This window comes from Gordonia sesuvii, from assembly GCF_036350415.1.
Classification (GTDB): domain Bacteria; phylum Actinomycetota; class Actinomycetes; order Mycobacteriales; family Mycobacteriaceae; genus Gordonia; species Gordonia sesuvii.
This window is the reverse complement of the sequence record NZ_JAZDUF010000005.1, coordinates 123,106-138,020: the sequence shown is the minus strand read 5'-3', so window position 1 is coordinate 138,020 and position 14,915 is coordinate 123,106. Positions and strand designations below refer to the sequence as shown.

At 67.3% G+C, this 14,915-nt stretch carries 14 protein-coding genes; 7 read left to right on the top strand and 7 right to left on the bottom strand.

The window, feature by feature from the left end; translation table 11 throughout:
• Both VZC37_RS17440 and VZC37_RS17435 read right to left on the bottom strand, forming a co-directional pair.
• Positions 1–939 (bottom strand): NADP-dependent oxidoreductase, encoded by a 939-nt coding sequence (locus VZC37_RS17440; protein ID WP_330434036.1) that lies wholly within the window; start codon positions 937–939, stop codon positions 1–3.
• Positions 940–1,203: 264 nt separating this feature from the next.
• Positions 1,204–1,812, bottom strand: a complete 609-nt coding sequence (locus VZC37_RS17435; protein WP_330434035.1) for a helix-turn-helix transcriptional regulator — start codon at positions 1,810–1,812, stop codon at positions 1,204–1,206.
• Positions 1,813–1,985: 173 nt separating this feature from the next.
• Here VZC37_RS17435 and VZC37_RS17430 point away from each other — a divergent pair, with 173 nt between their 5' ends.
• Complete coding sequence (locus VZC37_RS17430; protein ID WP_330434034.1) at positions 1,986–2,726, top strand: MSMEG_1198 family transcriptional regulator; 741 nt, start codon at positions 1,986–1,988, stop codon at positions 2,724–2,726.
• On the opposite strand, the gene VZC37_RS17425 is transcribed toward VZC37_RS17430, so the two are convergent.
• From VZC37_RS17425 to VZC37_RS17415, 3 genes are all read right to left on the bottom strand, one after another.
• Positions 2,715–3,704: a phosphatase PAP2 family protein gene (locus VZC37_RS17425; protein WP_330434032.1), complete on the bottom strand. Its 990-nt coding sequence runs from the start codon at positions 3,702–3,704 to the stop codon at positions 2,715–2,717. The two genes, VZC37_RS17430 and VZC37_RS17425, sit on opposite strands and share 12 nt — an antisense overlap.
• Before the next feature lie 126 nt (positions 3,705–3,830).
• The gene (locus tag VZC37_RS17420; RefSeq protein WP_330434031.1) at positions 3,831–4,922 is read right to left on the bottom strand and encodes an inositol-3-phosphate synthase; all 1,092 of its coding nucleotides are present in this window, start codon (positions 4,920–4,922) and stop codon (positions 3,831–3,833) included.
• Positions 4,915–5,622 (bottom strand): PadR family transcriptional regulator, encoded by a 708-nt coding sequence (locus VZC37_RS17415; RefSeq protein WP_330434029.1) that lies wholly within the window; start codon positions 5,620–5,622, stop codon positions 4,915–4,917. The genes VZC37_RS17420 and VZC37_RS17415 overlap by 8 nt, the downstream gene beginning before the upstream one ends.
• A gap of 362 nt (positions 5,623–5,984) precedes the next feature.
• On the opposite strand from VZC37_RS17415, the gene VZC37_RS17410 reads away from it, so the two are divergent.
• From VZC37_RS17410 to VZC37_RS17385, 6 genes are all read left to right on the top strand, one after another.
• Positions 5,985–6,374 (top strand): DUF5318 family protein, encoded by a 390-nt coding sequence (locus tag VZC37_RS17410; protein ID WP_330434027.1) that lies wholly within the window; start codon positions 5,985–5,987, stop codon positions 6,372–6,374.
• A 183-nt stretch (positions 6,375–6,557) separates the two neighbouring features.
• Positions 6,558–8,912: a transglycosylase domain-containing protein gene (locus tag VZC37_RS17405; protein ID WP_330434025.1), complete on the top strand. Its 2,355-nt coding sequence runs from the start codon at positions 6,558–6,560 to the stop codon at positions 8,910–8,912.
• A 174-nt stretch (positions 8,913–9,086) separates the two neighbouring features.
• A complete protein-coding gene (locus VZC37_RS17400; protein WP_431309435.1) occupies positions 9,087–10,766 on the top strand; it encodes a glycosyltransferase family 87 protein in 1,680 nt (559 codons plus the stop codon).
• Between the two features lie 175 nt (positions 10,767–10,941).
• Positions 10,942–11,271: an HNH endonuclease gene (locus tag VZC37_RS17395; RefSeq protein ID WP_330434439.1), complete on the top strand. Its 330-nt coding sequence runs from the start codon at positions 10,942–10,944 to the stop codon at positions 11,269–11,271.
• Between the two features lie 9 nt (positions 11,272–11,280).
• Entirely contained in the window at positions 11,281–12,279 is a 999-nt protein-coding gene (locus tag VZC37_RS17390; protein ID WP_330434024.1) for an acrylyl-CoA reductase family protein, read from the top strand.
• Positions 12,280–12,347: 68 nt separating this feature from the next.
• The gene (locus VZC37_RS17385) at positions 12,348–12,755 is read left to right on the top strand and encodes a hypothetical protein (protein ID WP_330434023.1); all 408 of its coding nucleotides are present in this window, start codon (positions 12,348–12,350) and stop codon (positions 12,753–12,755) included.
• A gap of 6 nt (positions 12,756–12,761) precedes the next feature.
• On the opposite strand, the gene VZC37_RS17380 is transcribed toward VZC37_RS17385, so the two are convergent.
• Complete coding sequence (locus tag VZC37_RS17380) at positions 12,762–13,340, bottom strand: GNAT family N-acetyltransferase (RefSeq protein WP_330434022.1); 579 nt, start codon at positions 13,338–13,340, stop codon at positions 12,762–12,764.
• Entirely contained in the window at positions 13,337–14,788 is a 1,452-nt protein-coding gene (locus VZC37_RS17375; protein WP_330434020.1) for a hypothetical protein, read from the bottom strand. The genes VZC37_RS17380 and VZC37_RS17375 overlap by 4 nt, the downstream gene beginning before the upstream one ends.
• Between the last annotated feature and the right edge of the window lie 127 nt (positions 14,789–14,915).

The following is a 14,915-nucleotide window of genomic DNA, read 5'->3' as shown; positions in this document are numbered from 1 at the left end:
TCACGGGATGAGCGCGACCTTTCCGCCCGGATGACCGCCGGCGACCAGCCGAAGTGCCGTCGGAGCGTCGGCCAGGGGATAGGTGCGGGCCATCGGCACCACCAGATGTCCATTGCGGGCGAGGCGAATCAGACTTGCGCGCACCGTATCCCGGAACATCAGACTCTCCGGGCGTGACCCGCCGAGGGCGACGAACCCCTCGGCCTCGGCGCGCTGGGGTGCGACGATGGTGACCACCCGCGAACGGTCGTCGACGAGTTCCAGCGAGGTGTCGATGGCCTCGTCGGTGCCGACGGCGTCGAGCGCGGCAACGACACCGTCGGGGGCCGCGGCGCGAACCCGGTCGACCAGACCCGGGCCGTATTCGATCGGCAGACCACCGAATTCGCGGACCCGTTCGACGCTGTTCGGTCCGCAGGTGCCGAGCACCGAGATTCCGCGCAGCCGCGCCATCTGCAGAACCGCGACGCCAACGGCACCCGACGCCGCGTGCAGCAGGACGGTCTCGCCGCGTTCGACCCGTGCCGCCCGGAGCATGTCGGCTGCAGTGCACCCGGCCAGCAGCAGGTTGGCGGCCTCCGGGTAGTCGATCGTGTCGGGCTTGGCGAACACCTTGTCGGCGGGCACTGTGAGGGCGGTCGCGTATCCCCCGCGTACCCGGAACGCGAGCACAGCATCGCCGACAGCTGCTGCACCCGAGGCGATCTCGGTGTCGGGACCGATGTCGACGATAGTGCCGGCCACCTCGTACCCGATCGGCAGCGGCAGCTCCGCGGGATCGCCGCCCCGCTGTGCGTGCTTGAGATCGGCCGGGTTCACCCCGGCCGCCCGGACCTCGATGGTGACCTCGCCGGGACCCGGCGCCGACAGCTCTTCCTCGACGAACGCGAAGTCGTCGAGTCCGGAATACCCGGTGGCCACCCAGCGATGTGTCCGCATGGTGCCAGGCTACGGATCGCGGCTCCAACCGCTGATCGAGGAGTCCCCCGACCGCTGATCGAGGAGTCCCCCCCAACCGCTGATCGAGTAGGTGACGAGCGGCAGCGAGGAGCCGTATCGAGATCTCGTATGCTGCGGGGATCTCGATACGCCCTCGGCTAGCGCCTCGGACTACTCGATCAACGGTTGGGGTGCCCGCTACTCGATCAACGGTTGTTGGGCGACCCGATCAGCGGTTGGGCGACCCGATCAACGGTTGGCCCGTCAGACCGCCAACTGCTCGGGCAGCACCCACCCGTCGGCCATGAACTGCAACAGCAACTGCGCCTTGTTGCCCACCTGGCGACCGGCGTCGCAGTATCGCTGCGACACCCGGCGGTAGTGTGCCCGCACGGTGCTCTCCGCGACGTAGTGCGTCTGCGCGGTCTCGCGCAGGGTCGCGCCGAGAGCGTAGGTGGTGAGGATCTCGAGTTCACGCTCGGTGACGTTCACCCGGCTGCGCAGCTGGGGCCTACGGCGCGCCGCTTGTTCGAGGAGCCGCTCGAGCTGTCGCGCAGCGAGCGGCGAATCCGCGATCGCGACCCCAGGGGCGTCCCGCAGGTCCACGCCGATGGCGGCGATCAGGCAGTTGCGCATCCCGCGAAGGGCGCGGAAGCGGGCCAGCTTGTCCGACGAGCGCACGATGGCGATGGCCGGAGGGAGCGGTTCCGGGTGCGTGTCCAGGTCGATGAGCACGACGTGGTACCCGAGGCTCTCCACGAGAGCGACGAGTGCGGCATCGCTGATGTCGCGCTCGGCGACGATGGCGACCGTCGTCGGGCTGGGTAGCGGGTACAGCGGCACGTGGAGCTCGCGGTCGATCTGGCTGGTCATGGGTTCCCCTGGATTGGAGATCGGATAAGTGAACTAAAGCTTCGTTCATTGCACCGACAGGTTCAGCAGTTCTTGTGACCAGTTCTGCGACGTTTGGGCCCGGGTGTCACCCGAACGGTTGGATCTGATGTCAGATCGCGCATGACCAATCGAATCGGGGCAAGATTACGCATGTGGGACATCGGATACGCATCCTCATCGCGTCGCCCCTGGGCGAGGTCATCGCTAAGCCGCTGGAGGCCGCGTACGACGATGTGATGGTCGAGGTTGCCACCGACCAGGACGAGTTCGTGCGCGGGATCGCCGGACGCGTTCGGTTCGACGTGGTGACCGCAGACCTCATCTGGAACCGGCCGTCGATGGAGTGGACTTTCGACGGGCTCGACGTCATCGACGCCTTGCGTCACGCGGATCGACTGGCACCCGTCCTGCTGGCAACGCAGGGACACAGCATGGAGCGTGACCATCTCGAGGAGGCGCGGCTGCGGCCGGAGGTGTCCGGGGTCATCGCCAAGTCCGACGGCATGATGTCGTTGATGAGCGCGATCCGCACCGTCGCGCTCGGTCAGCGGCTGACCGCGACCGAGCAGTTGAGCATGCGACGCCCTCCGCTCTACGAGTTGTTCGTCGGGCGTCGCGGCCATACCGCGGCCCGGCTGGCGGGCGCGATCGCCTCCGGCAATGCGGCCGACAGCGCGTCGCTCGCAGCCGCCGCGAAGGTGTCCCCGAACACCGCGAACAAACTCACCAGCCACTACCTCGGACCGATCATCACCCAGCGTCGCGAGCACGACGACCGGCTGCCGCTCACGCAGGCCACGGTGTACCGCTGGTGCGGTCTGCACGCCCGGTACATCGTGAGCTGGTGTCGGCGACACGGGCATTCGGATGTGTTGGGAGAGCTACCCCACTGAACTGTCGTCGCGAGCCGCAGGGCCGTCGCCGATCGAGACCCGCTGCAAGGTCCACCAGAAAACCAGGCCCGACGCGATCGCTCCTGCTGCGGAGAGGAGCTGTGCGCCGAGGAAGTAGTTGTACTCGGCAGCGTCGTCCATCTGGCCGTTTCGCCATGTGAGCGCCCAGAGCGCGAGACCGATACCGGTCGCGATCACGAACAGGACGACCCAGAACCAGACGATGACGCGGCGACCGATGATATGGCTCGGAGGCCCGGCTTCGGTGATCGTCAGATACTTGGTGCGTACGCCGACGACGCAGACCACGCACGCGACGACCAATGCGATCGCGTCGGCGGTGAGGGTGTCGGAGAAGCGGTGCCATTTGGCGGTGATGGTGTAGGCGCCGACTCCGATCACCCACGGCAGCACCACCAGCACGGTCAGTCCGCGCAGCCGGAACGGCGTCACCAGCAGGACGGCCAGCAGGATCGTCATCGCCGCGGCGGTGTGGCCGCTCGGCAGGCTGTTCTGCACGTACTGAGGCGATGCGTCGATCAGTTCGGGCCGAGGGAGGACATAGCTCTTGAGTACCTGGACGATCGCCTGCCCGCCGACGATGATGACGAGCGCGGCCAGACCGACCCAGGGTTGGCGGCGCAGCACCGCGACGACCAGAAGTGCGAGCATGGCGATCACCATCGATGTGATCGTGATGGTGCCGAGCACCGAGTCGGCGGGGGCCGTCATCGCCCGTCCGGCCTGATCGGCTCCGCGCAGCGCAGCGTTCTCGATTCGTTGGCCGGTCACCGTCCGCACCGCCAGCACGTAGCCGGCCACGCCGACCGCCGCCGCGACGACGCAGATCACCAGCCAGCGAATGATCGTGTGGGGGTTGCGTTGTGGCTGCGCCTCGTCCGGTGGGGATGTGGGCGCGGTGTACTCCGCCGGGTTGTGCAGGACCCTGTCCTCTCCGTGATGTTCTCGGAAGCACAACCTTTGCACACAACGTCGACGAACTCGGTGGTGACGACAATCGTCCCCGTGACGTGTCACCGAGGGGATGTGCCCCTCGGTCGTCCGTCACGGGGACGATGTCAGTCATCGACTCCGGTCAGTGAGTCAGGCTCCGGCGATGAACTCCTCGAGCTGCGCACGCGCGACGTCGTCGGCGAGCTGCTGCGGCGGGGACTTCATCAGGTAGGACGATGCCGGCAGGATCGGGCCGCCGATGCCGCGGTCCTTGGCGATCTTGGCGGCACGCACGGCGTCGATGATGATGCCGGCCGAGTTGGGGGAGTCCCAGACCTCGAGCTTGTACTCCAGGTTCAGCGGCACGTCGCCGAAGGCGCGACCCTCGAGGCGGACGTAGGCCCACTTGCGGTCATCGAGCCACTCGACGTGGTCGGACGGGCCGATGTGAACGTTCTTGTCCTCGACCTTGCCGGCCAGCGAACCGGTCAGGTTCGACGTCACGGCCTGGGTCTTGGAGACCTTCTTGGACTCCAGACGCTCACGCTCGAGCATGTTCTTGAAGTCCATGTTGCCGCCGACATTGAGCTGGTAGGTGCGGTCGAGGGTGACGCCGCGGTCCTCGAACAGCTTCGCCATCACGCGGTGGGTGATGGTCGCGCCGACCTGGCTCTTGATGTCGTCGCCGACGATCGGGACACCGGCGTCGATGAACTTCTGGGCCCACACCGGGTCGGAAGCGATGAACACGGGCAGGGCGTTGACGAACGCGACGTTCGCGTCGATCGCGCACTGGGCGTAGAACTTGTCGGCCTGATCCGAACCGACGGGCAGGTAGGACACGAGAACGTCGACCTCGGCGTCCTTCAGTGCCTGGACCACGTCGACGCCGTCGCCGTCGGCCTCGGTGATGGTCTCGCGGTAGTACTTGCCGAGACCGTCGAGGGTCTGACCGCGCTGGACGGTGACGCCGGTCGGCGGAACGTCTGCGATCTTGATGGTGTTGTTCTCGCTCGCGAAGATCGCGTCGGACAGGTCGAAGCCGACCTTCTTGGCGTCGACGTCGAACGCGGCGACGAACTCGACGTCGCGGATGTGGTACTCGCCGAACTTCACGTGCATCAGGCCGGGAACGGTCGCGTTCTCGTCGGCGTCCTTGTAGTACTGCACGCCTTGGACCAAGGATGAAGCGCAGTTTCCTACGCCCACAATGGCCACGCGCACCTTATTGTGCTCACCCATGGTCGGGTTCTCCTTCAGATCGGGGCATCGCAGATCGCTGCGCCACCGGTGTTTTCTCTTCGGTTTCTTCTCGCCCCGCGTCGCGGCTCTCCTCTGAGTTCGCGACACGGAAGTCTCTGTCGGCGGTGTCGACCAGCGGATCGCGTCGCAGATCCGTGTCGTCGACCTCGTCGTCGTGATCGCCGGAGGCCTCGGCGGCGATCAGTTCGTTGAGCCAGCGCACCTCACGCTCACTGGATTCGAGGCTGAGCTGGTGCAGCTGACGGGTGTAGCGGTCAACCGCCCGGTTGGAGCGGCCGACAATCTCGCGCAGGCCCTCGCGACGTTCCTCGACCTGCCGGCGACGACCCTCCAGGATGCGCATTCTCGCGACCGCCGGTGTCCGGCTGAAGAACGCGAGGTGCACCCCGAACCCGTCGTCGGTGTAGTTCTGCGGCCCGGTGTCGGCGACCAGTTCGCTGAACCGTTCCCGGCCCTTGTCCGTGAGCTGGTACACACGGCGGCCGCGACGCACCTTGACCGCGGTCGGCGCGGTGGCCTCGTCGATCAATCCGTCGGCCTGCATCCGGCGAAGCGTCGGATACAGAGAGCCGTAGGAGAAGGCGCGGAATGCGCCGAGCAGTCCGGTCAGTCGCTTGCGCAGCTCGTAGCCGTGCATCGGGGATTCCAGGAGCAATCCGAGAACCGCGAGCTCCAACATGGTGCCCACTCCTCCCGATTGATGACCTGACCCGTCTGGCATTCGCCACCGCGTGACAATTGGTCGGCAACCTGACGCACCGACATCTCGCCGCGATGTGTTCACCAATGTATCGCACCGATATAACTGCGGTCTACAGCGGGGGAATGTCCCCACTTGGTTCCCTGAGGAATCCCGGAGCTTGTGGAGGGATGTCACGAAGGGCGCCTTCGCGACGCCCGCTCGTTCCTCGCAGGCTCCTCAGGCGGCGGGGGGTAGAGCTTGCGGCGGGATGCCGCGCAGGCGGGGGGACTCACGACACGTGCCGATCGGGATGACGGTCACACCGACAGCGCGGGTGGCGACCACGTACGCTTGAACCCGTGCAACGCCAGATCGTCGACTACGCCCTGCAGCGCAGGTCGCGGCTGTCCGAGGTCCATTCGGGCCGGACCGCCGTGGCCGATGTCTGCGACGCGAGTCCGTATCTGCTGCGGGCCGCGAAGTTCCACGGACGCCCATCGTCGACGCTGTGCCCGATCTGCCGGAAAGAGCAGGTCACCCTGGTTTCTTGGGTGTTCGGCGAGAAGCTCGGCCAGGTGTCGGGATCGGCTCGGACCAACGACGAGATCTCGCGGCTGGCCACCACTGCCGAGGAGTTCTCGGTCCACGTCGTCGAGGTGTGCCGGACCTGCAGTTGGAACCATCTGGTGCAGTCATACGTTGCGGGTTTGCCGCCACGTTCCACGCGCTCTCGGCGGGTCGCCAAGTAAGACCCAGGTGCGGAGCGCGGGAGGTGCTCGGCGCCGACGACGGCTGGGTGCACGTCGTCTTCCCGGCGCAAGACTTTGCCCGGACACCCCTTCGTAGGTCACAGTGGGGTAACGAGCTGAACGACGGAGATGGATTGTGAGTAGCGCTGACGTGGTCGTGCGCACGGATCGGATGGTGGAACGATGAGTAGCCCCCGCGGTACGTCGTCGGCACCCCGGAGGAGCCGTACGCCTGCCGACGACCCGGCCCGCAAGAAGCAGAAGCGGCTGGCCATCGGTCTCGGCGTCATCGGCGCCATCATCCCGGGCATCGCATTGCTGGGCATCCTCGCGTTCGTCGTCACCTATGCGACGGCGTCGGTACCGGCTCCCGGTGACATCAAACAGAACCAGGTCGCCACCATCGTGACCTCCACCGGCAGCCCGCTCGCGCGTGTGGTGCCCGAGGAGGGCAACCGCACCGACGTCCAGATCGAGGACATCCCGGTCTCGGTGCAAGAAGCGGTGATCGCCGCCGAGGACCGTCAGTTCCGCAGCAACTCCGGCTTCTCCATCCGCGGTCTGTCCCGCGCGGCAATCGGCCAGGTCACCGGTAACGGCGGACAGGCCGGCGGCGGATCGACGATCACGCAGCAGTACGTCAAGAACGCGCTGGTCGGTGACGAACGCAGCTACGAGCGCAAGTTCAAGGAACTCGCGATCGCGACCAAGATGTCGAATGAATGGTCCAAGGACGACATCATGGCCGCCTACCTCAACACCATCTACTTCGGGCGTGGCGCCTACGGCGTGTCCGCGGCGTCACAGGCCTACTTCCGCAAGGACCTGAGCAAGATCACCACCGAGGAGGCCGCGGTGCTCGCTGCGGCGATCCGGTCGCCCTCGTACTACGACCCGGAGATCAACCCGGAGGCGTCCGAGGCCCGCTGGAACTACGTCCTCGACGGCATGGTCGCCACCGGCGCGCTGGCCGCCAGTGACCGTGCCGACATGCAGTATCCGAACGTGCCCGAAGCCCGACCACAGGGTGACGACACGCCCGGTGCGAACGGCCTGATCAAGCGGCAGGTTCTTGCCGAGCTCGGTCGCCTCAACATCTCCGAACAACAGGTCCGCACCGAGGGACTGAAGATCACCACGTCCATCGATCCGCAGGTCCAGCGTTCCGTCGTCCAGGCCGCCAACGGCAAACTCGAGGGCGAACCGGACAAGCTGCGGACCTCCGCGGTCGCCGTGGACCCGCGTACCGGCGGGATCAAGGGCTACTTCGGCGGCAACGACGCCAACGGCTGGGACTACGCGCAGGCCGGACTGCAGACCGGATCGTCGTTCAAGGTGTTCGCCCTCGTCGCGGCCCTCGAGCAGGACATCCCGCTGTCGCAGGTCTACAGCTCCGCTCCCTACTCGGCTCCCGGTGGCCTCACGGTCGAGAACTCCGAGGGCATGAGCTGCGGGTCCTGCAACCTCGCGACCGCGATGAAGATGTCGCTCAACACCGTCTACTACCGCCTGATGATGGACCTCGACGGCCAGGCGCAGGCTGTGGCCGACGCCGCCCACAAGGCCGGTGTCGCGGAGAGCTTCGGCAACATCGAACACACCCTGCAGGAGGCCAACGGCGGCGTCGAGGGCGGCGTCGTGCTCGGCCAGTACCCGTCGCGGGTGCTCGACATGGCCTCCGCGTACGCGACCCTCGCGGCTTCCGGTGTGTACCGCGAGCCGTACTTCGTCCAGAAGGTCGAGACCTCCGACGGTGAGGTGCTGTTCGATCGTCAGCCCAACCAGGGGGAGCGCAGGTTCGAGGCCAAGGTCGCCGACAACGTGAGCGCCGCACTGGAACCGATCGCCTCGTACTCGAACGGACATGGCCTCTCCGATCCGTCGCTCGGCTCGCGCCCGTCGGCGTCCAAGACCGGCACGGCCCAGCTCGGCGACACCGGGCAGAACAAGGACGCCTGGATGGTCGGCTACACGCCGCAGCTCTCGACCGCGGTGTGGGTCGGTACCGACGGCGGCAGCGCCATCACGAACTACGCCGGATCGTCGATCTACGGCAGCGGCCTGCCCTCCGACATCTGGCAGGAAGCCATGAACGACGCGTTGGACGGCCGGCCCATCCAGCAGTTCCCCGAGCCGGACTCGGTCGGCGGACAGGCGGGCGTGCCCTACGAGCCGCCGGTCACCTATGACGACGACTACGACTCGCCGGGAACCCAGTCCCCGAACGGTGGCCAGAACCAGAGCCCGAACGGCCGATTCCCGGGCGACCGCAACGGAGACGGCAACCTCACCCTGGCACCCGGTGTGACGATCCCGCTGCCGGGCAACGCCGAACAGGGCGGCGGCGGCAACTCCGGCGGCGGCAACTCCGGTGGCGGAGGCGGCAACCCCGGCGGCGGCGGTGGCGACACCGGCGGTGGTGACACGGGTGGCGGCGACTTCGGCGGCGGCGGAACCGGCGACGGCGGAACCGGCGGCGACACCGGTGGCGGGGGCGACTTCGGGGGCGATGTCCCGGAGCCACCCGGATTCAACTGAGCCGTCCTAGTGTCCCGCACCGGAAATTCGTTGATGATTTCGACGTCCAGGCGGCGCCTCGCTTCGTTGGCGTCGTCGCAGGTACATCCAGTACCTGCTCCTCCGCCGCCTCGCGATGCATCCACCTGGAGCGCCAAACTCATGAAACGAATTTCCGGCGCGGGACACTAGACCGTGGCAGAGGAGAACTCGACGACACCGGGCTCCCCCGGTGATGCGGGTCCGGATGCACGCGTAGGCGGCGCGGCCGACCCCGCCTGGGAATCCGCGGCGGTCCTCTCCGACGACACGCGTGTCGACGACACCCGCGTGCTCCCGAGCCGCACGGATGTCGTCGCACGGGAGGCGTCGAGCGTCATCGGCGGTCCGGTCGGTCGGCACGCGGCGATCGGGCGGAGCCGGGCCTGGACGCCCATCCGGGTGTTGTTCCTGCTCGCCCTCTGCGGTCTCGCGCTGAGCTGGTTCGGCAAGGCGAGCTGCCTGCAGCAGGCCCCGGCCGACGCGAACTCGCCGACGGGTACCGAACTGCGGCTCGACTGGGACGATCAGCGCCAGTACACCAATCTCTGCTACGCCGACATCATCGGACTGTTCGGTGCCGAACGCCTTGACGAAGGCGCATTCCCGTACCGCACGTTCTGGTTCGAGGACGGCCCCGACGGGCAACAGATCAAGCGGTACATGGAATATCCGGTCATCACCGGCATGTACATGTACGGCGTCGCCACCGTCGCGCGGGCGTGGGAGTCGGCGCATGAGGACTGGGGCGTGCCCGCGGCGCTCGACGTGGTGCTGTTCTTCAATCTGGCCGCGCTCGGCCTCGCGCTGTTCTGGCTGGTGACGATCTGGGCGACGGCGCTCACCGCCCGGGCAAGGATCTGGGCAGCGTGGATGGCGGCGCTCTCGCCGCTGGTGGTGGTGCACGCATTCACCAATTTCGACACGATCGCGACGGCGATGGTGGCGTTGGCGCTGCTGTCGTGGGCGCGTCGGAAGCCCTGGCTGGCAGGCGTTTTCATCGGTCTCGGCGCCGCCGCCAAACTGTATCCGGTGCTGCTGCTCGGGGTGCTGCTCGTGCTGTGTCTGCGGGCCGGGCGACTCCGGGAGTTCCTCCAGACCGCGGCGGCGGCGGTGTTGGTGTGGATCGCGGTCAACCTCCCGATCCTCGTCATGTATCCGCGGGGCTGGTGGGAGTTCTTCCGGTTCAACTCCGAACGCGCGGCCGAGAGTGACAGCCTGTATCGCGTCGTGAGCCGGGCCGCCGGATTCAATTGGGACGTCACCGTTCTCAACGCACTCTCACTCGGATTGCTGGTGCTCGTCGCGGTCGGCATCGGCGTCGTGGCCCTCACCGCACCGCAGCGGCCGCGGGTGGCGCAACTGGCCTTCCTGATGGTGGCCGGCTTCCTGCTGGTGAACAAGGTGTGGAGTCCGCAGTACTCACTGTGGCTCGTGCCGCTCGCCGTCCTGGCCATCCCGCACACCCGGCTGCTGTTCGCGTGGATGGTCGTCGACGCACTGGTGTGGGTGCCGCGGATGTCGCTGTACCTCGACGCGGACCGCCGTTGGTTACCCGAGGAATGGTTCACCGCCGCCGTCGTCGTGCGGGCGGTGATGGTGATCGCGCTGTGCGCCGTGGTGATCTGGCAGATCTGGCACCCCGACGACGATCTGATGCGTCGTCCACGACGCGACGACCGCGGCACTGGACCCGACCCCGATCAACTTCTCGACGACCCGGCCGGCGGAGTCCTCGACGGTGCGCCCGATCGGCTCACCTTGCGTCCTCGCCCGGCGGCTGCCCCGACGCAGCCCCCGCCGACAGAACCGGATCTCGCGCCGACAGCACCCTGATCACCGCCGACAGAACCCGGTTTCGCGCCGACAGCACCCGGGTTTACGCCGACAGCATCTCGGCCGCGCCACCGCGGTGCCCTTCCGCGACCTCCGGTGCCCATCGGCCTACGATCATCGGGTGGGGTCCCCGAACTCGAGACGCGCACGGGCCGGTCGTCGTCGGCAACGTCGGATGCGACTGGCCGACAACGATCTGAGTCGCGAACAGTGGGACGAGATCAAGGCCGCGTGGGGTGGGTGCGCCTACTGCGGTCGCACGGACACCGCGCTGCAGCGCGACTGCGTCCAGCCGCTGTCCATCGGCGGTCGCTACACCGAGCTCAACGTCGTGCCGGCCTGTCGGTCGTGCAATGCCAGCAAGTGCAACACCGAGGTGACCGCATGGATGCGGCGCAAACGCTTGGACGAGGAACTGTTCCTACGGCGGCTGGTCGGTATCCGCGCCTCCCGCGTCGTCGTGGAGAACCCGGACGCGCCACAGGAGTCGGACGCACTTCAGTAGGGTGCGGGTATGGCTGACGTACAGGCACTGGTGGCCCATCAGGACGACGAAGGCAACATCGACCTCGTTCACGAAACCGTCGACACGAGCTTCCTACCCGACGGCGACGTCGAGATCGCGGTCGAGTTCTCCGGCGTCAATTTCAAGGACGCGCTCGCTGTCACGCCGAAAGCCGGTGTGGCACGGTCGTATCCGTTGATCCCCGGGATCGACCTGGCCGGCACGGTCACCTCGAGCGCATCGTCGGAGTTCTCGGTCGGCGACGTCGTGGTCGCACACGGCTACGACATCGGGACCGGCCGCCACGGCGGCTACGCAGGCACGGCACGGCTGCCCGCCGACATGGTGGTCAAGCTGTCCGGACTGTCGGCGAAGGAAGCGGCGGCCATCGGCACGGCCGGCTTCACCGCGGCGATGAGCGTCGAAGCACTGATCACGCACGGCATCACCCCGTCGGATGGACCGGTGCTCGTCACGGGTGCGACTGGCGGCGTGGGCAGCGTCAGCGTCGACCTGCTCGCCGCCGCCGGCTACGAGGTCATCGCGTCGACGGGTAAGTCCGAGGCCGCTGACCTGCTGCGTAGCCTCGGCGCTACCGAGGTCATCGGCCGGCTGCCAGAGGAGGGCGAGAAGGTCCGCGCGCTCGGCAAATCGCGGTGGGCCGCGGCGGTTGACTGCGTCGGCGGTCCGACCCTTGCGTATGCGTTGAGCACGCAGAACTACGGCGGAGTGGTCGCCGCGTCCGGGCTCGCCGGCAGCGCAGACCTCCCGACGACGGTGCACCCGTTCATCCTGCGCGGGGTCACCCTGGCCGGCATCGACTCGGTGCAGCTACCCATCGTCAACCGTCGCGCGCTGTGGGCGAAACTCGAAGGCGAACTCAAGCCGCGTCACCTCGACGACGTGACCACCGACGTGTCGGTGACGGACCTGCCGACGTCGATCAAGACGATCCTCTCGGGCGGCGTCACCGGGCGGACCCGGGTGATCGTCGCCGGCGAGTGGTGACCGATTCGTGACCGGCGATTCGCGCATTGGCCGATTCGACGTGGCCTGAGCCGGGTACTGATGGACTCATGGCAGATCGCGCCGAGCACATCTCGGATGCCACCGCCGATGCGGTCGGGAAACTCTCCGAGGCCCTCGAGTACGTCGAACGCGCCCGCGGGCATCTCTACAGCTTTCATCAGCTGATCGGTCACGCCGACCTGGTCCTGGGTGAGGCGGTCGACGCCCTCCGCGCCGACGGCCACACCGACCTCGCGGACATGCTCGACACCGAGATCGTCGGGCGCAACGTCATCGACGGGCGGTGGACCTTCCAGGTGGTCGAGGAGTTCGACGACACCTACTGGACGCCGTTCCGCGAGGCGGAGAAACGCGCCCGCGACGAGCTGATGGACGGAGTCCGGCATCTCCACGAGGCGCGGATGAAGGAGCAGCGCCGCACGCACGGACATCCCGATCACACGGAGAAGCCGTAACGCCGCCTACGTCGAGATCCGCTCCAGCAGCCCCGCCTTCGCAGCGGGCCAGTCGTCGTCGGTCATCGCGTACTGGGCGGTGGTGCGCCAGCCGTCGCCGAAACGGCGATGCTTGCGGAGCAGTCCCTCGAACGTGGCGCCCAGCTTCGCAATCGCCGCCCGCGACTGCGCATTGTGCTCGTGTGTATGCCACACCAGCCGCACTGCGCCACACTCCTCGAACGCGTGCCGCATCAGCAGGAGCTTCGCGGTGGGGTTGATCGCGGTGCCTTGCACGCCCTCGGAGTAGAAGGTGTAACCGATTGCCGCAGCACGGTTTCCGTGGTCGATCTCGTAGTAGCTCGTCGACCCGATCAACCGCGAGTCGGAGTTGTCGATGACCGCAAAAGCCACGCGATCCGTGGTCGTGCGTGCGTTCTCGATCCACCGGAGACTCGACTCGAGGTCCGACGGGACGCCCGGAACCCACCGGAATCGCTCGGGCTCGCCGACGACGCGCGACAGCGCCTCGGCATCATCGGCGACGAGTGGTCGCAGCGTCACCCGCCCGAGCGAGAGCGGGCCGCTGCCCAGCCAGCCGCTCACGACCGCGCCGGCACGAGGTCCGGTTCGGTCGGCCTGGGCCGACGGCCGAACGACGCCAGCGGTTCCCGCAGCGGAGCCCGGACGAACGCGACGATCAGGTAGGCCAGCAGCACCGCGTGCACCCACACACCCAGGTTCACTCCGCCGATCACCCACCACTGCATCGGCGAGCCAGACGTGTAGATCCCGAACAGACGGAAGATGGTGGTGTCGAGGATGAAGTCGGCGACCAGATAGCCGACGATGACCGGCCACCGGATCTGCAGCAGCACGAAGAACGGCAGAATCCACAGCGTGTACTGCGGCGAATGCACCTTGTGGAACAACATGAACCCGGCCAGCATCGACGCGGCGACCCCGATCCACGGATACAGGCCGGTGCGTTGATAGACCCGCCAGCCCAGGTAGACCGACACGGCGAACGCGGCGACGATCAGCAGCGGCGAGAGCACCCCGACCAGCGAGTTGTAGGTGTCGTTCTGGCCGCCGGTGAAATGCCGGAGACCCCAGTACCAGATGGAGTTGGTGTCGACGTCGGCCTTGCGTTTGCCCTGGAACGAGAGCGCGGCCTTCCAGCCTTCGAAGCCGAGCAGGATGAACGGCAGCTGGATCGCGAGGACGGTGATCGTCGCGGCTGCGGCAACCCACACCGCGCCCACCCAGTCGAGCGTGCGGCGCGCCGGTGTCCGGCCGTCGGCGCCCGGCGACGTGCCGTAGGTGAAGACGTAGATGGCCAGCGGCAACACGAAGAAGCCGGGATAGAGCTTCAGGCAGAATCCGACCGCGAGCAGGATCGCGGCCAGGATCGCGGCCGTCCGGACGGAGAGCCGACGATCACCGGTGCGCGGATTGATGGTCGATCCCCAGGCCATGACGGCTACGGCGCCGACGGTGGTCGCGACCACCGGCAGTTCCCAGTTGTGGAAGGCGTAGAGCACCATCGGCGGTGTGGCGGCCCACAACAGCACCCACCAGCGGGTCATCAGCGCCAGCATCACCGTCACGGCCAGCCCGAACGGGATGAGCAGCAGCACCGAATGCTGGAAGAACTCGGTGTCGGTGTCGGCGCCGATCGCACCCAGCCACATCAGCATCCCCGACAGCACCGGATACTCGACGACCCCGCCGAACAGGGTTCCGTCCGGGGTGATGCCCCCGTTGATGAACGGGAACACGTGGTTGTTGATGTCACGGCCGATCCACAGGTACATCAGGTCCGAGTAGCAGGGGATGACGGCATCCGGATCGCCGACGGGCCAGTGTGAGCTGCGGCCCTCTTCCAGGAACGGCGGGCCGCCGCATTTGAGTTTCGCCTGGTAGCTCCACCACATCGTCACGCAGGTGGCCAGCAACGACACGATGAGGACCAGCGTCGTGTTGCCGCGGCCGGCGAACGCGGAGGACAGACGCGACGCCCGGTCGGCTCGCAAAGTGGGGGCGTCGGACATGGGCAACAGCGTAAGTGGTCGCGCCTCGAGCGAGAATTCGGAATCGGGAGGCCGTGACGGTGGACCACGATTTCGCAGGTCAGGGGTTCGTCATGTATCTTGGACCGGTTGCCGACGCAGGCGACCC

Excerpts from the sequence above, each read along its gene's own strand:
- VZC37_RS17395 (WP_330434439.1), top strand. The coding sequence starts at position 10,942 with ATGCGACTGGCCGACAACGATCTGAGTCGCGAACAGTGGGACGAGATC.
- VZC37_RS17385 (WP_330434023.1), top strand. The coding sequence starts at position 12,348 with ATGGCAGATCGCGCCGAGCACATCTCGGATGCCACCGCCGATGCGGTC.
- VZC37_RS17375 (WP_330434020.1), bottom strand. The coding sequence starts at position 14,788 with ATGTCCGACGCCCCCACTTTGCGAGCCGACCGGGCGTCGCGTCTGTCC.
- VZC37_RS17435 (WP_330434035.1), bottom strand. The coding sequence starts at position 1,812 with ATGACCAGCCAGATCGACCGCGAGCTCCACGTGCCGCTGTACCCGCTA.
- VZC37_RS17440 (WP_330434036.1), bottom strand. The coding sequence starts at position 939 with ATGCGGACACATCGCTGGGTGGCCACCGGGTATTCCGGACTCGACGAC.
- VZC37_RS17415 (WP_330434029.1), bottom strand. The coding sequence starts at position 5,622 with ATGTTGGAGCTCGCGGTTCTCGGATTGCTCCTGGAATCCCCGATGCAC.
- VZC37_RS17405 (WP_330434025.1), top strand. The coding sequence starts at position 6,558 with ATGAGTAGCCCCCGCGGTACGTCGTCGGCACCCCGGAGGAGCCGTACG.
- VZC37_RS17390 (WP_330434024.1), top strand. The coding sequence starts at position 11,281 with ATGGCTGACGTACAGGCACTGGTGGCCCATCAGGACGACGAAGGCAAC.
- VZC37_RS17420 (WP_330434031.1), bottom strand. The coding sequence starts at position 4,922 with ATGGGTGAGCACAATAAGGTGCGCGTGGCCATTGTGGGCGTAGGAAAC.